The organism is Curtobacterium sp. TC1, from assembly GCF_019844075.1.
GTDB lineage: Bacteria > Actinomycetota > Actinomycetes > Actinomycetales > Microbacteriaceae > Curtobacterium.
This window is the reverse complement of sequence record NZ_CP081964.1, coordinates 473,388-493,647: the sequence shown is the minus strand read 5'-3', so window position 1 is coordinate 493,647 and position 20,260 is coordinate 473,388. Positions and strand designations below refer to the sequence as shown.

The 20,260-nt window shown below is 73.3% G+C and carries 16 protein-coding genes; 6 read left to right on the top strand and 10 right to left on the bottom strand.

From position 1 onward, the window contains the following. Positions 1 to 42 precede the first annotated feature (42 nt). From KZI27_RS03540 to KZI27_RS03525, 4 genes are read left to right on the top strand one after another with little or no spacing between them, the layout of a single operon-like run. Positions 43 to 1,311: an NAD(P)/FAD-dependent oxidoreductase gene (locus KZI27_RS03540; protein ID WP_222659340.1), complete on the top strand. Its 1,269-nt coding sequence runs from the start codon at positions 43 to 45 to the stop codon at positions 1,309 to 1,311. Then, positions 1,308 to 2,444 (top strand): FAD-dependent oxidoreductase, encoded by a 1,137-nt coding sequence (locus KZI27_RS03535; protein ID WP_261784068.1) that lies wholly within the window; start codon positions 1,308 to 1,310, stop codon positions 2,442 to 2,444. The genes KZI27_RS03540 and KZI27_RS03535 overlap by 4 nt, the downstream gene beginning before the upstream one ends. Next, the gene (locus tag KZI27_RS03530; RefSeq protein WP_222659339.1) at positions 2,441 to 4,000 is read left to right on the top strand and encodes an ABC transporter substrate-binding protein; all 1,560 of its coding nucleotides are present in this window, start codon (positions 2,441 to 2,443) and stop codon (positions 3,998 to 4,000) included. Before KZI27_RS03535 ends, KZI27_RS03530 begins: the two co-directional genes overlap by 4 nt. Then, entirely contained in the window at positions 3,997 to 5,391 is a 1,395-nt protein-coding gene (locus tag KZI27_RS03525) for a M20/M25/M40 family metallo-hydrolase (RefSeq protein ID WP_261784066.1), read from the top strand. The genes KZI27_RS03530 and KZI27_RS03525 overlap by 4 nt, the downstream gene beginning before the upstream one ends. A gap of 58 nt (positions 5,392 to 5,449) precedes the next feature. Here the strand turns inward: KZI27_RS03525 and KZI27_RS03520 are convergent, their stop codons facing one another. The 6 genes from KZI27_RS03520 to KZI27_RS03495 form a co-directional block, all read right to left on the bottom strand. Next, positions 5,450 to 9,013 (bottom strand): HtaA domain-containing protein, encoded by a 3,564-nt coding sequence (locus KZI27_RS03520; protein ID WP_222659338.1) that lies wholly within the window; start codon positions 9,011 to 9,013, stop codon positions 5,450 to 5,452. Positions 9,014 to 9,083: 70 nt separating this feature from the next. Then, complete coding sequence (locus KZI27_RS03515; RefSeq protein ID WP_222659337.1) at positions 9,084 to 9,659, bottom strand: hypothetical protein; 576 nt, start codon at positions 9,657 to 9,659, stop codon at positions 9,084 to 9,086. Positions 9,660 to 9,715: 56 nt separating this feature from the next. Further along, on the bottom strand, positions 9,716 to 10,714 hold the full coding sequence (locus KZI27_RS03510; RefSeq protein ID WP_222659336.1) for a hypothetical protein: 999 nt from the start codon (positions 10,712 to 10,714) through the stop codon (positions 9,716 to 9,718). Further along, entirely contained in the window at positions 10,711 to 11,514 is an 804-nt protein-coding gene (locus KZI27_RS03505) for a heme ABC transporter ATP-binding protein (protein ID WP_111085393.1), read from the bottom strand. The genes KZI27_RS03510 and KZI27_RS03505 overlap by 4 nt, the downstream gene beginning before the upstream one ends. Then, the gene (locus KZI27_RS03500; protein WP_410004016.1) at positions 11,511 to 12,614 is read right to left on the bottom strand and encodes a FecCD family ABC transporter permease; all 1,104 of its coding nucleotides are present in this window, start codon (positions 12,612 to 12,614) and stop codon (positions 11,511 to 11,513) included. The genes KZI27_RS03505 and KZI27_RS03500 overlap by 4 nt, the downstream gene beginning before the upstream one ends. Further along, positions 12,611 to 13,738: a hemin ABC transporter substrate-binding protein gene (locus KZI27_RS03495; RefSeq protein WP_222659335.1), complete on the bottom strand. Its 1,128-nt coding sequence runs from the start codon at positions 13,736 to 13,738 to the stop codon at positions 12,611 to 12,613. The genes KZI27_RS03500 and KZI27_RS03495 overlap by 4 nt, the downstream gene beginning before the upstream one ends. A gap of 118 nt (positions 13,739 to 13,856) precedes the next feature. Between KZI27_RS03495 and KZI27_RS03490 the strand changes: the two genes are divergently transcribed. Next, complete coding sequence (locus tag KZI27_RS03490; protein WP_222659334.1) at positions 13,857 to 14,894, top strand: glycerate kinase; 1,038 nt, start codon at positions 13,857 to 13,859, stop codon at positions 14,892 to 14,894. A gap of 114 nt (positions 14,895 to 15,008) precedes the next feature. Then, on the top strand, positions 15,009 to 16,055 hold the full coding sequence (locus KZI27_RS03485) for an NAD(P)-dependent alcohol dehydrogenase (RefSeq protein WP_123310619.1): 1,047 nt from the start codon (positions 15,009 to 15,011) through the stop codon (positions 16,053 to 16,055). Between the two features lie 79 nt (positions 16,056 to 16,134). Here the strand turns inward: KZI27_RS03485 and KZI27_RS03480 are convergent, their stop codons facing one another. The 4 genes from KZI27_RS03480 to KZI27_RS03465 all read right to left on the bottom strand — a co-directional run bounded on the left by KZI27_RS03480 (position 16,135) and on the right by KZI27_RS03465 (position 20,174). Next, on the bottom strand, positions 16,135 to 17,544 hold the full coding sequence (locus KZI27_RS03480) for a hypothetical protein (protein WP_222659333.1): 1,410 nt from the start codon (positions 17,542 to 17,544) through the stop codon (positions 16,135 to 16,137). Then, a complete protein-coding gene (locus tag KZI27_RS03475) occupies positions 17,534 to 18,355 on the bottom strand; it encodes a TIGR03943 family putative permease subunit (RefSeq protein WP_222659332.1) in 822 nt (273 codons plus the stop codon). Before KZI27_RS03475 ends, KZI27_RS03480 begins: the two co-directional genes overlap by 11 nt. Next, positions 18,342 to 19,361: a permease gene (locus KZI27_RS03470; protein ID WP_222659331.1), complete on the bottom strand. Its 1,020-nt coding sequence runs from the start codon at positions 19,359 to 19,361 to the stop codon at positions 18,342 to 18,344. The genes KZI27_RS03475 and KZI27_RS03470 overlap by 14 nt, the downstream gene beginning before the upstream one ends. A 234-nt stretch (positions 19,362 to 19,595) precedes the next feature. After that, on the bottom strand, positions 19,596 to 20,174 hold the full coding sequence (locus tag KZI27_RS03465) for a TetR/AcrR family transcriptional regulator (protein ID WP_261784064.1): 579 nt from the start codon (positions 20,172 to 20,174) through the stop codon (positions 19,596 to 19,598). Positions 20,175 to 20,260 lie beyond the last annotated feature (86 nt).

Below are 20,260 nucleotides of genomic sequence, written 5' to 3'. Positions count from 1 at the left end.
GAACAACACCTGTCGGCGACCTCGGGACACTACGCTCGCTCCATGTCCTCCCCCGAGTCCCCCGTGGTCGTCGTCGGCGCCGGCGTCATCGGACTGAGCGCCGCATGGCACCTCGCCGCGCTCGGGCAGCGCGTCCTGCTCCTCGACAGCGGGACGGTCGCCGGGGGCACGACCACCGCAGGTGCCGGGTTCGTGGGCCAGTGGGCAGCCGGGTACGCCTGGTACTGGAACGAGTCCGAACGCGACGTCGAGCAGTACGGCATCGACTTCTACCGCGACCTCGCCGGCGCCGGGCACGGCCCGACCGGGTACCGGCAGAACGGCAACGTGTGGCTGACCGTCACGGAGCAGGGCCGGGCCGACCACCTGCCGCCGTTCGAGCAGCACCCGCTCCGGCCGGCCGGGGCGCGCACGCTCACCCCAGCCGAGGCGGCCGACCTCGTACCCGGACTCGACCCGGCCGCGGTCACCGCCGGCTTCTTGCACCCCGACGGCATCCAGATCAGCGCGCCGGACACCGCGCGTGCCCTGACGGCATCGGCACGCGCACGCGGTGTCGAGATCCGCGAGCACACGCCGGTGGCCGGACTGGAGGCCCGTGACGGCTCCGTCACGGGCGTCCGAACCGCCGGTGGCGAGGTCATCAGCGCCGATCGCGTCGTGCTCGCCGCCGGCAGCTGGACGAACGCGCTGCTCGCCCCCTTCGGGCGCGAGCTGCCGACGGTCCGGGTGGTCGCCAGCCGCCTCGTGACGACGCCGTTCGGGCTGCCGGGTTCCCTGCCGACCCTGATGCTCCCCGAGCTGCACGGCCTGTGGATCCGCGAGCACCGCGGCGGCCTGACGTACGGTGCCGGCCCCGGGTACGAGCCGCTGCACGTCGGCGGCGCAGACCGGCGCGACGAGCCCGCGCGCCGCCCCGTGCGCACGGATCTGCTCGACGCCATGCGCACGTACCTGCACCCGATCGTCGCCCGGCTGCTCCCCGCTGCCGCGAGCGTGCTCGGGGTCGACGAGACCCCCACGCAGGGCGTCGTCTCGATGACCGCCGACCGGAACTTCATCGTCGGCGCGGTCCCCGAGCTGCGCGGGCTCGTGGTGGCGGGCGGCGACAACGAGTCCGGCGTCACGCACGGTCCGGGGCTCGGGCGGATCGCGGCGGAGCTGAGCGTCACGGGCACGACCACCCTCGGCGATGCGAGCCGCTACGCCCCGGCGCGGTTCCCGGCGGCGGCCCCGACCGAGGCCGAGGTGGTCGCGATGATGCCGGCGCGGCGCGAAGCCGACGCCCGACGTGCAGGAGCAGTGTCGTGAGCGACGTGCTGAGCGACCGGGCCCCGACGCACGTCGTGATCGGCGGCGGGGTCGTCGGTGCCGCCACCGCGTACGCCCTCACACTCCGCGGCGAGCGCGTCCTGCTCGCCGAACAGCACGAGCGCGGACACCACAACGGCTCGTCGCACGGTGCCACCCGGATCTTCCGGCAGGGCTACGCCGACCCCGAGTACGTCGCCCTGACCTCCCGCGCCCTGGTGCTGTGGGAAGCGCTCGAGGGCGCTGCGGGCGAGGAGCTCATCGTCCGCACCGGCGCCGTCGACCACGGCCGCGCCGAGGTCGTCGACGCCATCGCCGCCGCACTGACGGACGCAGGCATCCCCCACGAGACCCTCAGCCCGGACGACGCCGCCGCGCGCTGGCCGGGGATCGCGTTCGAGGGGCGCGTGCTCGCGCACGCCACGGCCGGTCGCATCCGGTCCGACCGCGCGATCGAGGCCTTCCTGACCCTGGCCGAGCGGACCGGGCTCGCCGACCTGCGCTTCGACACTCGGGTCACCGGGCTCGACGACCACGGCGACGACGTGACGGTGACGCTGTCCGACGGGTCCACCCACCGCAGCTCGTCCGTGGTGGCGGCCGTGGGGTCGTGGGCTCCCACGTTGGTCGGCGACCTGCTCGCCGGACGCGGGGCGGGCCTCCCGGCCATCCGCGTCACCCAGGAACAGCCCGCGCACTTCCCCAGCCGTCTGCCTGACCAGGCGTGGCCGAGCTTCGTGCACTGGGCGGCCGACGACGACGTCTACGGCCTGCTCACCCCGGGCGAGGGCGTCAAGGTCGGGTTCCACGGCACCGGCCCCGTCGTCGATCCGGACCACCGCGACTTCACGCCCGTGCCGGCCGAGGCCGAGCGGCTGCAGGCCTACGTCGCGCGGTACGTGCCCGGTGTCGACGCGACGAAGCCGACCTTCATCAGCTGCCTGTACGACAACTCCCCCGACGAGGACTTCGTGATCGACCGACGTGGTCCCGTCACCGTCGCGACCGGGTTCTCCGGCCACGGCTTCAAGTTCGCACCGCTGCTCGGCGACATGATCGCCGACCTCGCGACCGGCGGGGCCGCACATCCCCGTTTCTCCCTCTCGAAACCATCCCCCTCAGGAACCCCGTGACGACCCGACTCCTCTCCGCACTCGCGCTCTCCGCCGCCGTCGCCGCCGTGCTCACCGGCTGCGCCTCGACCGGGGCGTCCACCGACGTCTCCGACGGCCTGGTGATCGGGACGACCGATCCCGTCACGTCCCTCGACCCGGCGGGCGCCTGGGACCGCGGCAGCTACACGGTGCAGACGCAGCTGTACCAGCACCTGCTCACCTACCCTGCGGGCGGGACCACGACGAGTCCCGAGGTCGCCGAGTCGTGCGACTTCACCGACGGCACCCACTACGTGTGCCGGATCCGCGACGGACTCACGTTCTCGAACGGTGACGCCCTGACAGCGGAGGACGTCGTGTTCTCGTTCGAGCGCCAGGTCGGCATCGGCTCCGAGAACGGTCCGGGGTCGCTGCTCGCCAACATGGCGTCCGTGGCGGCCGACGGCGACGAGGTCACGTTCACCCTGGAGCAGGCGAACGACCAGACGTTCCCGTACGTCCTGGCGAGCATGGCCGGCGCGATCGTCGACAGCGAGGTGTTCTCGAAGACGAAGGTCCACGCGGACGACGGGGTCGTCGGGTCCGGTCCGTACGCGCTGCAGCAGTCTGCGGACGGCGGGGCGACCATCGCGTTGACGGCGAACAAGGAGTACGACGGCACCGCGCCGGAGTCGTCGAGCGTGACGATCAAGCAGTACACGAAGTCCGCCGACCTCAAGCTCGCGGTGCAGGAAGGCGACGCCGACGTGGCCTACCGCCAGCTCACGCCGACCGAGGTCACCTCGTTGTCCGAGGACGACGGCCTGCAGCGTGTCCAGGGCTCGTCGGGCGAGGTCCGGTTCCTCGGCTTCAACCTCGACACGATGCCGGGCGACGACACCGCGCAGAAGACCGCGATCCGCCAGGCCGTCGCCGCGACCGTCGACCGCGCGGCGATCGCGAAGGACGTCTACCAGGGCACCTACGCTCCGGCGTACTCGATCGTGCCGTCCGACTTCACCGGCGCGACCGATGCGTTCCGGACGGAGTACGACGGTGCCGACCCCGCGGCCATCCTCGAGAAGGCGGGCGTGCGCACGCCCGTCGCGCTGCCGATCGAGTACACGACGGACCACTACGGCTCCGGGTCGGACGACGAGTACGCGCTGCTCGCCCAGCAGCTCGAGGACACCGGCCTGTTCACGGTCGACCTGCAGTCGGCGAGCTGGGACACCTACGTCGGGAACGTCGGGAAGGGCGAGTACCCGGTCTTCCAGCTCGGGTTCTTCCAGGACTACCCCGACGCCTCGTCGTACCTGACGCCGGCCTACGGTTCCGAGGACGTCAACCTGCTCGCGAACCACTTCGACGACCGGGCCGTGCAGCAGCTGGTCGCCGCGCAGGCGGTCGAGGCCGACGCGACCGAGCGGACGAAGCAGATCGAGGAGATCCAGCAGGACACCGCCGAGTCCGTGCCGCTCATCCCGCTGCTGGCCGGCCAGGAGAACGTCATCGGGCAGAAGTCGCTCACCGGGCTGACGAAGTCGGTCGACGCCTCTGGTGAGTTCCGCATCTGGGAGATCGGGCGCTCGTGAGCACCGGCGACGCAGCGCAGCAGGCGAACGAGTCCGCTGACCCGCTCCGCGACGCCGTCCGCGCCGGGATGCCCGCCGGACTCGACGAGCTCGCGGCGCTCGTCGCCATCCCGTCCGTCCACGACCCGGCCGTGCAGTCCCTCGACGACTGCCGCCGCGTCGCCGAGCGCGTGCACGGTGCGTTCGACGGCCTCGGTCTGACCTCGCGCCTCGTCACGACGTCGGACGGCTCGCAGGCGGTCCTCGCGACCCACCCCGCGCCGCCCGGCGCGCCGACGGTCCTGCTCTACGCCCACCACGACGTCCAGCCCGCCGGCGACCTCGCAGCCTGGACGAGCGACCCGTGGACCCTGACCGAGCGACAGGGTCGCCTGTACGGTCGCGGTGCCGCGGACTGCAAGGGCGGGGTCGTCACCCACCTCGTGGCGCTGCGGGCCCTGCTCGACGTGCACGGCTCGTTCCCGGTCGGACTCGTCGTGGTCGTCGAGGGATCCGAGGAACAGGGCACCGACGGTCTCGAGCAGTACGTGTCCACCCACGCCGCGGACTTCGCCGACGTCGACGCAGCCGTCGTGATGGACGCCGGCAACGCCGCCGTCGGGGCCCCAGCGCTCGTGACCACCCTGCGTGGCACCGCGTTCGTCGAGCTGCGCATCCGGGCGCTGCACGGCACCGTGCACTCGGGGATGTTCGGCGGTGCGGCACCCGATGCCATCGCGACCCTGGTGGCCCTGCTCGGCACGCTGCGCGACGACACCGGGGACACCACCGTCGACGGACTCGACGGCTCCCAGACCTGGGACGGCCTGCCCTACGACGCCGACCGGTTCGCCGCCGACGCCGGGCTGCTCGACGGCGCGGTGCCGATCGGGTCCGGGGACCCGGCATCCCAGGTCTGGGCGCGGCCGGCGCTGACCGTCGTCGGCATCGATGCGCCGGCCGTCGCCGGGTCGTCGCCGTCCGTGCAGGCGACCGCCGGTGCCGCGCTGAACCTCCGGGTGCCGCCGGGCGTCGACCCCGCTGCCGCCGGCGAACTGCTGGTGGCGCACCTGCTGCGGCGAGCGCCCACCGGGGTCGAGGTCACCGCGCGCGTGACGGGGACCGGCGACGGGTTCCGCGCAACGGCCGGGCAGTACTCGTCGGCGTTCCGGAGCGCATTGGCGTCGTCGTACCGGGTGTCGTCGGTGGGCTCCCTCGGCGGCGGCGGATCGATCCCGCTCTGCGCGACGCTCGAACGGGCGATCCCCGGGGTCGAGGTCATCCTGGCGGGGGTGTCCGAGCCGGCTGCGAACGTGCACGCGCCGGACGAGAGCGTGGACCCGTCCGAGATCGAGCACATGGCCCTGGCCGAGGCGACCTTCCTCGCCGGGCTCGGGGCGCCCGGCGGCTGACCCGCCGGGCGCCTGGGCCGGGCGCTGGCGCCGTCACACGACGCCGGGCGCCCGGGCGTCAGGCAGCGGCAGGTGCCGCTGGCTTCCGCCGCGTCCGAACCTGCAGCACCCCCGTCAGCAGCAGCACGACCAGGCCGATCGCGAGCACCACGAGCCCGCCGAGGAACCCGATCACCACGAGCAGCAGGGTCTCGGTGGTCATCCCACCGTCTGCGCCGTCGTCTGCCGCCGCGACGGTCGTGGCCCCGGCGTCGGACGACTGAGCAACCGCTCCGACGCCGTCGACCACCGTGAACGGCACCGCGACGACCGTTCCCTGGTCACCGACGAGCACGACGTGGTGGTCGCCGACCTCCAGTCCGGTGGTGTCGACCGTTGCGGTGGCCGTGCTGTCCTCGACGGTGAAGTCGTCACCCTGCACCGGTTCGGAGTAGGTCCACACGCTCCCGCCCTCGTCGTCGCCCGCCCACGGCAGGCGGAGCTCGAGCTGGTCACCGGCGGTGACCTCGTCGGGGATCCCGGCGTCGGCCGCCGCAATGGTGGTGATGTCGCCGGCGTCGATCTTGCGTGCCAGCTCGTCGGAGTCCGCGGCGGGGGCCGTCGGCGGCTCGACGGCGGCGGGTGCCTTCGCGCTGTTCCGGGGCTGGGCGGCGGTGTTCCGCGGCAGAGCGGTCGGCGCGGCCGTCGGCGCAGTGTCCGAGGCGTTCGTGATGATCGGTGCGGTGGCGGCCGGCGGCAGCTGCACGACAGGCGGCTGGATGACCGTGCCGCCGTTGCCGCCGGTACCACCACCCGTGGTCGGACCGGTCGGCAGGGTGCCGGGGACCGTCTGTCCGGCGAAGTACACCGGCGTGAAGGTCTCGAGCGCGGCGTCGGCGGCGCCGTGCGCGCCGATGGTCAGGACACCGCACTGCACGGCCCCGGACAGGCAGTCGACGCGCTTCGTCGACTGGCCGGTGAACGTGGAGCGCGCGATGACGCCGCCCTGCGTGAAGCCGGCGTTCTTCGTGCCGCTGAACTTCGCGGTCGCCGCGGCGCCGGTGCCGGTGTTGTCGGGCCAGGCGACGAAGCCCTGGCCGTCCTGCCCGGTGCCGCCGGACCCGGGGACGTAGTCGTAGCCCGCGCCGGCCGCTCCCCCGGAGCTCGGGTGCTTCGTGACGTACCCGAACAGCACGTACAGCCCGGAGCCGTTGGTGTTCTTCGTGAAGCCGGAGCCCGTCACGGTGAGCTTCGTACCCGCCGCGTCGGTCGAGAGTCCGGTGGCTGGCCGCACGTTCGTCGAGGCTCCTCGGGCGTTCTCCGCCCCGGTGATCGACCCGTCCGCCCCGACCACGGTCGACCCGCCGCCGGTGCCGCCGCCGCCCGTTCCCCCGCCGCCGTTCCCGCCGCCCGGGTTCGTCGGCGCCTGCACGGTGACGCGCAGGGTCGCGGTGTCCGAGGCGACCCGACCGACGACCGTCGCACCGAGGACGTTCGTGGCGACCGCACGGTACCGGTCGCCGTTCAGCCCTTCGGTGGCCGTGATGCGGAGCGTGCGGGTCGTCGCGCCGGCGACCGAGGGGCCGTCCTGCAGGTCGGCCCAGCCCGACGGGGTGTGCTGCTGCCACTGCACGGTGGGCGTCGGGGTCCCGGTCGTGGTGACCGCGAAGGACACCTGCTGCGGCGTGGCGGGGGTCGTGCTGCCGTCGGTGCCGGTGGTCGCGCCGGTCAGTGTCACGGCGACGTCGGCCGGCTGCTTCGTGATGGTCGGAGTGGTCACGACCGTGAACGTACGGAGCCCCTGGTCGGCGGCGTCGGTCGCGGCGTTCACGACGCCGACCACCGCGCGGCCGTCGGCGGCGATCACGATCGGGTCGCCGGTGTAGGTGGTGCCGGGCTGGTACTCGGCGCCGAGCGTGGGCGCGGTGCTGCCGTCGATGGCGTACGCGCGGACGGCGTTGCCGGTCTCCGTGCCGCCGGCGGCCGACACCCAGAGGCGCTTCGCGGCCTCGTCGACGGCCAGGTACGCGGCGCCGCCGATCCGGCCGATCGAGGTGGTCACGGCCGGGGTCCCGCGCAGCGAGACGGCTCGGAGCGTGGCGTCGCCGTCGTTGCTCCACCACGCCCGGCCCCGGGAGTCGACGACGGTCCCGCCGGCGGCCCCGGACGTCGCGGTGGCGCCGATCGACACGTCGGCGACCGCGGCCCCGGTGTCGAGGTCGACGACGCGGGCGAGTGCGGCGGCCTGGTCGAAGACGACGGCGCGCTTGCCGGTCCAGTCGACGCCGACCGACGAGATCGTCCCGGTGACCGAGCCGATCAGGGTGGCCGTGCGGGTGACGGCGCGGACGGTCCCGCCGGCCGGGCTGGTGCCGACCTCGGTGACCGCACCCGGACCAGAACCCGAACCAGACCCGGCACCCGCGCCGACGGCGGCCACCCGCAGCAGCCCCGCGGACCCGCCGTTGGCGGCCGGAGCGACCTGCGCGACGACGGAACCGTCGGCGGGGTCGATCGCGAACGCCTTCGCCGCGGGCACCGCGACGGAGGGCTTCACGTGCACGACGTCCCGGTACACGGCGTCCGTGCCGCGCACGATGACGACGTACCCCTGGACGTTCGCGCCGGTGCCGCCGAACTCCGCGGCGGGCAACGACGCGGTCGCGACGATGTTCCCGGTCGACGGGTCGACGCTCGGCTTCGAGGTGGCGACACCCGGGTCGATCGGCCCGGCGACGCGCTTGCCCTCGTCGTCCACGACGAAGTACCTCGCCTTGGCGGTTCCGGCAGCCGGTACCTGCACGACGTTCAGGGCGCGCGCGGCGTCCCGCACCACCGTGGTGACCCGGCCGATCGTGCTGTCACCGACCGTGGTCTGCACGCCGGCGCTCACGAGTCCCTGGACGCCGGGGTCGCTGAACCCCTGGTCGCCGTCGGCGCCGCCGTCACCGTCCGCCCCCTCGGCGGCCCAGTCGCCCGTCACGGCGACCGAGAGCGGATCCAGGGCGGTGCCCGCGGCGTAGAACTGGGTCGGGTTGCCGCCGCCGGTGACGTCGGCGGCGAAGGCCGCCGCACCCGCCGCGGTGATCGTGGTGGGCAGACCGGTCCACGAGTACTTCCCGTCGGTGACCGATCGGGTGCCCTTGGTGACGTCGATCGTCGCGAACGCGATGCGCTTCGTCCCCGGGTCGGACGTCGTGGCACCGGTCGTCGGGTCCACCAGCCGCACGTCGACCCCGGCGGTCAGGGTGCCGGTGGTCGGCGTGAGTTCGATCGCCGGGTCGCGCAACGAGATGACGAACGTGTGCGCGCGGTAGTCGAACACCGCGGCGCCGGAACCCGTGACGGTGAGCTTCCGCGTGCCGGGGTCGTAGCTGCCGCCCGACGCGGTGAACCGGAACGTGCCGTCGGCGTTCTTCGACGCACCGCCGGACACCGACTGCCCTGCAGCCGGCACGTAGTTCCGGAACGACTGCTTGAACCCCCAGTCGAGCGTGCCGCCCGTGACGGACGTGCTCGGCCCCGAGGCGGCGGTCGCGGCGGTGGGCACGGTGCCGGCGACGGCCGCCGTCAGGCCGATGATCGCGGCGACGGTGGCGCTGAGCGCGCGGAGGCGACGGGCCGGTCTGGTCTGGGTGTGCATCGGTTCCTCGGGTCGGGTGGTGCGGATGTGGGGAGACGGTGCCCCGGGCGGACCCGGGGCACCGCGTGGGTCACCAGGTGACGGGGACCTGGACCTCGTCGAGGTCGACCGGGTCGTTCGCGACGCCGTGCGCCGAGAAGGTCTGGACGAAGCACTCGTACTGCCCGAGCGCCGCGTTGGCGGTCGCGGTCTTCGTGGCGTCGTAGTCGCAGCTGACGGTCGCCGCCGCGTCGCCGGTGTGGTGCGGATCCGCGGTGTAGGACTTCGCGACGTCGATCGTCGTGGTGAAGCCACCACCGGCCGTGAACGCGCTCTTCGACACCCACTGGGCGGAGCCGAACCAACCCGAGTTGGTGGCGTAGTCCGCCTGCTTGGGCCCGTAGACGACGTAGACGCCGAAGCCGCGCCCCTGCGCGTCCCCGTCGAAGCCGCTGCCGGTGACCGTGACGGTACCGTCCGAGACGCCGTGCAGTGCCCCCGGGCCGTCGGTGACGACCGAGGCCGGTCCGCTGACCGACAGGCTGGCGCCGTAGTCGTTCGTGACCGCGGTGGCCGCGGACGCGCTGACCGCGGGCAGGACGGCGATGCCGACCGCGGCGACCCCTGCCGCCAGCGTGATCCCGAACGAGCGTGCGATTCGTGTCATGTTCGTGTTTCCCTCTCGATGTGGGCGCCCCCTGTGAGCACCCGGGTCCGGTGGTCCTACGGCGCGACGTCGGTCGCGGTGCGTCGTGCGGCGCGGCGGGAGTGCACGATCGCGAAGACGACGAGCGCCGCGACGGCCACGACGAGCGCGGACAGGCCGCCGAGGACGATCCGCAGGACGCTCGGGTCGATCCCGCCCGAGGAGCCGTCGGCAGCCGCGGCCGCCACCGCCGACGGGGTCGCCCCGGCCGGCACGGTGGGGGTCGCCGACGCGGTCGGCTCCGCGGTGGCGCTCGGCTTCGCCGTCGACCGCGCAGACGGCTTCGTGGCCGCGCGGGTGTCGGCGCTCGCCTCGGACGTCGGCTCGGCGGACGGACGGGAGGCACTGCCCGCGTCCGTCGTGTCGGCCGGCGCCTGCCCGGTGGTTGCCCTGGTGCCGCCACCGGCCAACGTGCCGCCGCTGCCGTACAGGTTCTGCACGGAGACGGGTGTGAACGACTCGTTGTTCGCGTTCGCGACGCCGTGCGCACCGATCGTGATGATCCCGCACTGCACGACCGTGCAGTCGACGGTCTTCGCGGCGCCGTTCCGGTCGAGCGCCTGGAACGTCGAACCGGGGACCTTGAGGGTCGCGGACCAGGTGCCCGTGGCGGAGTCGACCGTGCCGCCGTTCGCCGCCGACGCGGTGGTGCTGCCCTCGAAGGCCACGAAGTCGAGGTACCCGGTGGGGTTCGACTCGTCGTCGGGCACGTAGCTGTAGTCCGCGCCCGTCGCCCCGCCCTTGCTCGGCTGCCAGGTGCCGTTCACGGTGCCGAACGCCACGTAGATGCCGCCGTACCCGTTCTTGATGCCCTGGAACCCGGAGCCGCGCAGGCGCAGCGTCGTCAGGTACGTCGAGTCGACCTGGTTCGTGACCTCGGGGTGCCCCTCGATCGCGACGCTGACACGGCCGGCTGCCGATGCGGGGGCGACGCCCACCAGGGCGGCTCCCCCGGCGCTGAGCGCGACGAGCAGTCCGGCGAGCGCGAGCCGCAGCGGGCGGGTGCGGGTGGTCACGAGGAGGCCTCCTGGAGGGTTCGGGACGGCACGACGACGGGCGTGCCGGTGTTCGGGTCGGGCACGACGGTGACCGGGTGCCGGTAGACGGCGCCGATGCGGTCGGCGGTCAGGACGTCGGTGGGGGTGCCGTCGGCGACGATCCGGCCGCCGGCGAGCATGGCGACGCGATCGGCGTACGCCCCGGCGAGGCTCAGGTCGTGGAGCACCACGACGACGGCGCCACCGGCCCGGGCGTGTGCGCGGGCGACGGCCAGCACGGCCTCCTGGTGTCGCAGGTCGAGGGCGGCGGTCGGTTCGTCGAGCAGGAGCACCGGGGTCGACTGCGCCAGGACCCGGGCGAACGAGGCCCGGGCTCGCTCCCCGCCCGACAGCGAGGGGAACGCCTGGTCGATCCGGTCGGCGAGTTCGACCTGGTCGAGCACCCGCGCGACCACGGTGTCGTCGTCGACCGCTCGCGGGGTCCCCCGCCACGGCGCCCGGCCCATCCGGACGACCTCGCCGACGCGGAACCCGAAGGCCACGGCGGTGTCCTGCTCGAGCACGGCACGCCGACGAGCGGTGGCGAGCGGTGCTTCGCCGCCGGTGCGCACCCCGTCGATCGCGACCGTGCCGCTGTGGGCGAGGTCCCCGGCGATCGCCCGGAGCAGGGTCGACTTGCCGGCACCGTTCGGACCGACGAGCGCCAGGACCTCGCCCGCGCGCACGGTCAGGTCGACGTCGGCGAGCAGCGGTCGTCCGTCGATGACGACGCCGATCCCGGACACGACCACGGCGCCGACAGCGCTCGTCTCGATCATGCCCAGCCCCCCGACCGTCGGCGGGCACGGCGCAGGAGCCAGAAGAAGAAGGGTCCGCCGACGAGCGAGGTCAGCATGCCGATCGGCAGGTCCGCGTACGGCACCAGGGTGCGCGCGAGCAGGTCGGCGATCGTCAGGAGCAGGGCGCCGCCGAGCGTCGAGACCAGCAGCAGCGGTCCGTGCGCCGGGCCGATGACCATCCGCATCAGGTGCGGGACGACGAGCCCGACGAACGCGATGATGCCGGCGAACGCGACCGCTGCGCCGACGAGCAGGGCGACCACGACGATCGCGACGACCCGGACGGCCTCGACCCGCACCCCGACGTGCCGCGCGGCCCGGTCGCCGAGGGCGAGCAGGTCGAGCGAGCGCGTCAGCACGACGGCGCCGACGAGTCCTGCCCCGATGACGGGGGCGATCGCCGCGGCCTGGTCCCACATCGAGCCGTTCAGGGACCCGAGCTGCCAGAACACGATCTGCTCGCGCGCCTGCTGGTCGCCGAGGAACGTCAGGAAGGCGAGCCCTGCCCCGGTGAACGCGTTCACGGCGATGCCGGTGAGCAGGAGCGTGACGACCTCGGTGCGGCCGCCGGCGCGGGACAGTCCGTAGACGAGCAGCGTCGCGACCAGGCCCGCGGCGAACGCCATCAGCGGCGTCGTCCAGTACCCGGCGAACTGCAGCCCGAACACGATCGAGGCGCACGCTCCGAAGGCTGCGCCGCCGGACACCCCGACGACGCCGGGGTCGGCCAGGGGGTTCGCGAACACGGCTTGCATGAGCACACCGGCTGCGGCGAGCGCGGCGCCGATCAGCAGCGCCATCACCACCCGCGGGAACCGGATCGTCCACAGCGCCTGGGTGACGAGGTCGTCGGCGGGGCCGTCCACGGGCAGGCCGAGCGACCGGCCCACGGTCCGGAGCACCTCGGCGGGCGAGATCCCGAGCTGTCCGACGCTCGCCGACACCAGCGTCGCGACGACGAGTGCCACCGCGAGGCCGGTGGTGAGCAGCGCGATGCGGCCGACCCGCGACCTGGACGTGACCGCCGGTGCGGCGGAGACGTGCGTGGCGGGCGCGATCCGTTCCTCCCGGACGGTCACGAGGCGTCCGCCGGACCGTAGATCGCCGCGGCCAACGCGGCCACGATCTCGGGCGTGCGCGGCCCGAAGCTCATCACCGTCGTGTCCGCCATGTCGACGATGCGGCGGTGCTCGCCCGCGGGCGTCTTCGCGATCGCGGGGACCCGCTGGAGCAGTCCGTCGACGCCGTCGACGGACTCGAGCCCCTTGGTCATCATGATCACCAGGTCCGGCTGCATCGCGACCAGCGCCTCGGCGTTGACGGGGCGCATGCCCGTCCAGTCCTGTTCCGTCGCGACGTCCCGCCCGCCGACGGCGTCGATGAGCGAGTCGGCGCCGGACTCGCTGCCGAACAGGTAGTAGATCCCGGCGTTCCCCCGCACGTACAGGAACACCATCTTCAGCTTGTCGGCGCGAGCCGACGGCGCGATCCGGGCCACCTGCGCAGCGACGGCCCGCTCCTGCGCGTGCACCTCGGCGGCCAGGCGGTCGCCGGTCGCCGGGACGCCGAGCGCGGTCGCGACCTGCTCGATGATCGCGTCGGTGTTCGTGGTGTCCCGGTGCGGGTCCACGACGACGACGGGGACGCCGGCCTTCCGGATCTGCAGCACGACGTCCCACGGGCCGAGCGAGGTGTCGGTCAGCAGCACCGTCGGCCGGAGCGCGAGGATCGCCTCGGCGGAGAGCTCGTGGCCGTTCTGGGTGACGAGCGGCAGGTCCTCGGTGCCCGCGAAGCCGGTCGAGACGTCCCGTCCGACCAGGTGGTCCCCCAGGCCGAGGCCGTACACGGTGGACGACAGCGTGCCGGAGATGTCGAGCGCGAGGATCCGGTCCGCGCTCGTGACGGTCACCTCGGTGTCCTGGTTGTCGGTGACGGTGACGGGCAGCTCGGGCTCGTCCACCGTGCTCGCCGTCGGCGGCAGGTCGGTCGCCAGGGTCGCGGTGCGCTCGCCGGTCACGTCCTTCGCGTCGGTCACCGGGGCGATGGCCCGGAGGCCCGCGGCCGGGTCCGTCGCGCTCGTCCCGCGACCCGCCGCCTGCGTCGCACCCGCGGTGCCGGTACCGCCGCCGGTGCAGCCGGTCGCCACGGCGAGGACGACGAGGGCGGACGCTGCGGCCGTGAGGGCGCGACGGAGTGACGACATGGAGATGATCCCGAGTGCTGGTTCGTGAAGTTAGGTGAGCCTCACCTAACCGTTAACTTAGGTGAGCCTTGCCTACCTTGTCCAGCACGTGTTGCCGTCTCCCCGCTACGGTGGTGCCGTGCGCATCGTGGTGGCTCCGGACTCGTTCAAGGGCACCGCGACCGCGGCGTCCGTCGCCCAGGCGATCGCGGACGGCTGGCTGACCGAACGCCCCGACGACGATGTGGTGCTCGTGCCGATGGCCGACGGCGGCGAGGGCACCCTCGACGCCTTCGCGACCGCGGTCCCCGGCGCGGTCCGCGTCCCCGTCACGGTCACGGGTCCGGCCGGCGAACCCGTCGACACCCACTGGCTGCGGCTGCCCGACGGCCGTGCAGTGGTGGAGCTCGCGGCGACGAGCGGTCTCCCGATGCTCGACGAACTCCTGCCGGACACCGCCACGAGCCGGGGGTTCGGCGAGGCGATCGCCGCCGCGCTCGACGCCGGTGCCACGGGGCTCGTGCTCGGCATCGGTGGCAGTGCCTCGACCGACGGCGGACGGCCCGTGCTCGAGGCGCTCGGCCACGACGGCGACCGCGGCGCGCTGCGTGCCCTGCCACCGCTCGGCGTGACCGTGCTGACCGACGTGACCTCGCCGTTGCTCGGCCCGACCGGCGCCGCCGCGGTCTTCGGGCCGCAGAAGGGCATCGCGCCCTCGCGCGTCGCCGCGTTCGACGAGCGGCTGGCCGCCTGGGCCGCACGGTTCCCGGACGTCGACCCGGCCACGCCCGGCGCCGGCGCCGCTGGTGGCGTGGGCTTCGGTCTGCTCGTCTGGGGTGCGACCCTGGCCCGCGGTGCGGACGGCGTCGCCGAGGTCCTCGGCTTGGCCGATCGGCTCACCGGCGCCGACGTGGTCATCAGCGGCGAGGGCCGGTACGACGGCCAGTCCGCCGCCGGCAAGGTCCCGTCGGTGGTGCGGTCGCTCACGGCGACGCACGCACCCGAGGCTCGGTCGATGCTCGTCGCCGGCGCGATCGAGGCGTCGCTCGACGACTACGCCGCCGCTGCCTCGCTCACCGTGCTCGCCACGCAGACCACCGGCGAACCGGACGACGCCCTCGCCGATCCGCTGCGCTTCGCCGCCATCGCGGGGCAGCGGCTCGCACGGCTGGCCTGAGCACCCCGATTCCCGCACTGGGGAGCCCCAATGGGACCTCCCACGCTGTGGCGCGCTCCATCAGACTGGTTCCGGGCCGGAACCGGCCCGCAACGCACCCCCACGAGGAGATCATTGCGCACCGTCAACGCGTACGCGGCACCGTCAGCGACCGAGCCGCTCGTCAAGACCACCATCACCCGTCGTGACGTCGGCCCGGACGACGTCGCGATCGACATCGCCTACGCCGGCATCTGCCACTCGGACATCCACACCGTCCGCGGTGAGTGGGGCCCCATCCAGTACCCGCAGGTCGTCGGCCACGAGATCGTCGGCCACGTCACCGCCGTCGGCGAGAACGTCACCAAGCACCAGGTCGGCGACCGCGTCGGCGTCGGCTGCATGGTCAACTCCTGCGGCGAGTGCGAGAACTGCGTCGCCGGCCAGGAGCAGTACTGCCTCAAGGGCAACATCGGCACCTACGCCAGCGTCGACCCCGCCGACGGCTCGATCACCCAGGGCGGCTACTCGCAGGCCGTCGTCGTGAACGAGGACTTCGTGCTCCGCGTCCCCGAGTCGCTCGACATCGAGAAGGTCGCGCCGCTGCTCTGCGCCGGCATCACCACCTACTCGCCGCTGCACCACTGGAAGGCCGGCCCCGGTACGAAGGTCGCCGTCGTCGGCATGGGCGGGCTCGGCCACATGGCCGTCAAGATTGCCGTCGCGCTCGGCGCCGAGGTCACCGTCCTCTCCCAGACCACCTCGAAGCAGGAGGACTCGCTCCGCTACGGTGCGAAGGCCCACTACGCGACGAAGGACCCGGAGACGTTCGAGAAGCTCGCGAACTCCTTCGAGCTCATCATCAACACCGTCTCGGCGAAGATCCCGATGGGTTCCTACCTCGGCCTGCTCAAGGTCGACGGCACGCTCGTCAACGTCGGTGCACCGTCCGAGCCGCTCGAGGTCCCGGCCTTCGCGCTCATCCCGCGCCGGCTCAGCTGGGCCGGTTCCGCCATCGGCGGCATCCAGGAGACCCAGGAGATGCTCGACTTCTGCGCCGAGCACGACATCCTGCCGGAGACCGAGCTCATCAGCGCCGACCAGATCAACGAGGCCTACGAGCGCGTCCTGTCCTCGGACGTCCGCTACCGCTTCGTGATCGACGCGGCCACGCTGGCGTAGTCGTCACCACCTGCATGACAGGGAGGCCCGTTGCCGGCCGGCAACGGGCCTCCCGTCTGTCCGCCTGCCCGCCTGCCCGTCAGCCGACCTCGTCGCCCGACGGCAGGGCACCGCACCAGTCGACCGAGCCGGCATCGATGCTCGCCTCGAGCGCGCCGGAGGTCGCGTCGACGATGCTCACCAGCTCGTCGGTCGCCGACTTCGTCGCGACCGCGACGAACTGGCCGTTCGGCGACGGGCAGACCGCGGTGACGCTCGCGTCGTCCGGGATGCTCACCGGCAGCCGGGAGGCCCGTCCCCCGTCCACACGCACGATCCGAGCCGAGACGGTCCCGTCCGACCGCACGTCCCCCAGCACCCGCAGGTACGTGTCGTCCGTCAGCGGAGCGATGCGGCCGAGGACCGCCGCATCGGTGCTGGCGGCCGAGGCCCGCAGCGCCGTCTTCGCGCCGTCGGTCAGGTCGAGCCGCTCGATGCCGGTGCCGGTCTCGACCACGGCCGTGGTGCCGGTGCCGACGAACCCGTGCAGGTACGTGGCGCTGCCGAGCCGGACCGGATCGGCGCGGCCGCTCATGTCGACGAGCACCAGGTCGTCGCTGCCCGTCCGGACCAGGGCACTCTCGGTGCGCGGGACGTAGGCCCACTGCCCGACCGTCATCGGCACGGCACCGGTCTTCGGCTTGCCGTTGGCCGCGATCGCGGTGGGCAGGTGCGTGCCCGTCATGTCGACCACGTACAGGCCGGTGTTCCGGGACTGCCCGGTCGAGGTGTCGGCGTACTCGAACCCGAACGAGGCGCCGTCGTCGGCGACGTGCAGCGCGGTGACCCGCCCCTGCGACGACGGCAGGGTGAGGTGCTCGACGGGGGTGTCGTCGTCCTGCACCCCGCCGCTCAGCGCCACGACGTCGACGGACGAGCTGGCGTCCGTGCCGCTCACGACCACCAGGGAACGACCGAGCCGGGCGTACTCGTTGATCGCCGTGCCCTCGTAGACCGTGGTGGCACCGCCCGCGTCGAGGGACCGCCGGACGATGCGGTCCTTCGCCCCGGCCTGCCCGGGGACGAGGGCGAGGACGTCGGTGCTGCCGGTGCGGATCGCCGCGGTGAGGTCCGACGTGGCGCGCTGCCCCGGCGCCCGGACGTTCGCGACCGTCACGGTGTAGTCGCGGTCGTAGGCCAGGGGGCCGGCGAACTCGACCGCGATCGTGTTGCCGCTCGAGGTCACCGTGTGGGCGGCTGCCGGGCTGACCCGGACGTCGTCGGCGGACACCTGCTGCAGGGCCTGGTTCGCCGTCAGGATCACCCGCTGCGCCGGTCGGGACACCAGGCCGCTGGCGTCGTAGGAGACGTCGCGGAGCCGCGGGCCCTGCTGCGAGCCGACGACGGCGGCGAGCGCCGCGACCACGGCCAGGACCACCACGACGGCGAGGTACCGGCGGTGGAACCGGTGTGCGACCGGGCGGCGCTCACGGCGCCCCTCAGTACTCATACGGGTCCTTCGGCTGCGCGATCTCGGTGACCTTCGCGGCCTTGATGACGATGCGGGCGTCGGCGGACTGGTCCGGGTTGGCTGCGAGTGCGCCGGTCACCGTGACCCACTGTCCCTCGTCGGGCACCGCGTCGGAACGGTCGCCGGCGTCCGTCACGACACCGAGACCGACGGGCTGGGCATCGACGGCGCAGCAGCTGATCACGAACCGGGTGAGCGTGAACGAGCCGTCCTGGCCGGGGACGACGAAGCCGGACAGCCGCACCTGCTTGCCGACGAGCGCAGTGGTGTCGGTGGTCTGCCGGATGAGCGCCGCCCAGTCCTTGACGCCGTACTGCGAGGTGTCGACGCCCTCGCTGCCGAGCAGGGACACCGCTGCCTCGGAGCCCGTGGCGTTCGACAGGGTCGCCGAGTCGACGCTCCGCTGCTGCGCGGTGCGGGCGGAGAGCGTCGTCGGGGGCAGGACGAGCATCGCGACGGTGACGCCGATCGTGACGATCGCGGCTGTCCCGCCGAGCGCGATGCGCGTGCGGCGACCCGCGCCTCCCGGTCGCCCACCGTGTCCGTGTTCGTGCTCGTCGGCGTCGTCGCCGTGCGTGTGGCCGTACCCCCGGGCGATGACGACCAGGCCGGCGATCGACGCGGGCACCCCGACGGCGGCGAGGACGATCGTGAACACCGAGTAGCGCGGGTTGATGTACAGGTCGAGGTGCCCGACCAGTGCCAGCCACAGCGTGCAGAGCGCCACGGCCAACACGGACCCGAGCCCCAGGTACGCGGGCGCGTTGCTGCGTGCATCAGACGAGGACATTCATCACCAATCCCACGGCGCCGGCGAACAGGACGCACACGACGGCGAGCAGCACCAGGAACCGGACCCGGAACGTCGTGCGCAGCAGCGCGATCATCTTCACGTCGATGATCGGCCCGATGATCAGGAAGGCCGTGATCGACCCGGGCAGGAACGTCGAGGCGAACGACAGCGCGAAGAAGGCGTCGACGTTCGAGCAGAGCGACACCGTCATCGCCAGCAGCATCATCGCCGCGACGGACAGCACCGGGTTCGAGCCGATCGCGACCAGGGTCGAGCGGGGCACGGCGACCTGGATCGCGGCCGCCAGCCCGGCACCGACGAACAGCGCCGGCATCATCGTCGCCGTCTCGCCGCCGAACTGCGCGGCGCTCTGCCGCCATCGGTGCAGGCCCCGGGGTGCTCCGACGGCCGCGCGGCACCGGGCCTCGAAGGCAGGGAGCAGCAGGTCGGCCGGACGGCGGTGCGCGGCGACGATCCAGCCGACCAGGTTCGCGATCACGAAGCCGCCGACGATCCGGACCGGCAGGATCCACCCGGACCAGCCGAAGGCCTGCGCAGTGCTGATGATGACGAGCGGGTTGAGGATCGGGGCGGCGACCAGGAACGTGACGGCCTCGGCCGGCGTGAACCCGCGCAGCATCAGGCCGCGCGCGAGGGGCACGTTGCCGCACTCGCACACCGGGAACAGCATGCCGATCAGGGAGATCACGGCGCGACGGCCGAAGGCGTTCTGCGGCAGGACCCGCTCGAGCGCGCCGACCGGCACCCAGACCTCGACGACGATCGACAGCACGATGCCGAGCACCACGAACGGCAGCGACTCGACGACGACGCTGATCGCCAGTGTCAGGAAGTCCTGCACGACGTCCGGCAGCCCGGCGGCCCCGATGCTCGGGGACAGCAGCCGGATCCCCAGGAGCACGACGACGGTGAGCAGCACGAGGCCCGGGCCCGTCAGGGAACGGGAGCGGGAGCGCTGCTGCGGCGGCGTGGTCGTCGTCACCCGGAAAGGATAGGCGACGCGTGCTGCGCGACGGTCCGTGCGCGCCCGCCTGCGCACCGTGCGAGTTCGTTCACCCCGTGCAGGGTTGCTCGCTCGGTGCCGGCCTGGAGCGCCGCACGGAGCCGCCAACGACGCACGGGTCCGCGAACCCGGCACCGTGCACCTGCTCCCCCGCCAGCAACAACGCCGCACCGGCCCGCGAACCCGGCACCGTGCGAGCGCGACGGGCCGCGGTCAGCCTCGGGCGATACCCGCCACGTGCCGGTCGAGGGTGTCGATCGCCCACGAGGCGTCACCCCCTGGATCGAGCCGCACGATGTGCATCGCGAGCCCGTCCACCAGGGCGTGCAGGCGGCGGGTCTCGTAGGCGGCGTCGGCGTCCGGCACCCCGAGCACCCGCAGGATCCGCCCGCACCACTCCCGCATCTCGTCGACGACCCGGTCGTGGAACGGCCGGAGTTCGGCGTCGGTCAGGGCCGCGGTGCCGAGGCCCAGGTAGACGTCGAGCTCGATGCGCCGTTCCTCGTCGAGGGGCAGGAGCTCGAGCAGCACCGCGTGGGCGTAGGCCGTCCCTTCCAGGTCCGCGGGCACGGCGTCGATCCGGGCCGAGGTCGCGTCGAACACGAGCTCGAGCGCGTGGGACCGGACGCTCGCCTGGGTCGGGAAGGTGTAGCGGACGGTGCTCGGCGGCAGCCCCGCCTCCGCCGCGACGTTCCGCACGCTCAGCGCCCCCAGTCCGTCGCGGGCGAGCACCCGGCACGCCGCCTCGGACACGGTCCGACGCCGCTGCTCCACGTCCATGCTCCTGGCCACGGAGCCATACTCGCACAGTCGTACGAACTCGTGCTAGCGTCGGGATGGTTGTCGCACAGTCGTGCGACTACTCGATCGGAACGAAG

Excerpts from the sequence above, each read along its gene's own strand:
- KZI27_RS03540 (WP_222659340.1), top strand. The coding sequence starts at position 43 with ATGTCCTCCCCCGAGTCCCCCGTGGTCGTCGTCGGCGCCGGCGTCATC.
- KZI27_RS03520 (WP_222659338.1), bottom strand. The coding sequence starts at position 9,013 with ATGCACACCCAGACCAGACCGGCCCGTCGCCTCCGCGCGCTCAGCGCC.
- KZI27_RS03515 (WP_222659337.1), bottom strand. The coding sequence starts at position 9,659 with ATGACACGAATCGCACGCTCGTTCGGGATCACGCTGGCGGCAGGGGTC.
- KZI27_RS03505 (WP_111085393.1), bottom strand. The coding sequence starts at position 11,514 with ATGATCGAGACGAGCGCTGTCGGCGCCGTGGTCGTGTCCGGGATCGGC.
- KZI27_RS03495 (WP_222659335.1), bottom strand. The coding sequence starts at position 13,738 with ATGTCGTCACTCCGTCGCGCCCTCACGGCCGCAGCGTCCGCCCTCGTC.
- KZI27_RS03480 (WP_222659333.1), bottom strand. The coding sequence starts at position 17,544 with ATGAGTACTGAGGGGCGCCGTGAGCGCCGCCCGGTCGCACACCGGTTC.
- KZI27_RS03475 (WP_222659332.1), bottom strand. The coding sequence starts at position 18,355 with ATGTCCTCGTCTGATGCACGCAGCAACGCGCCCGCGTACCTGGGGCTC.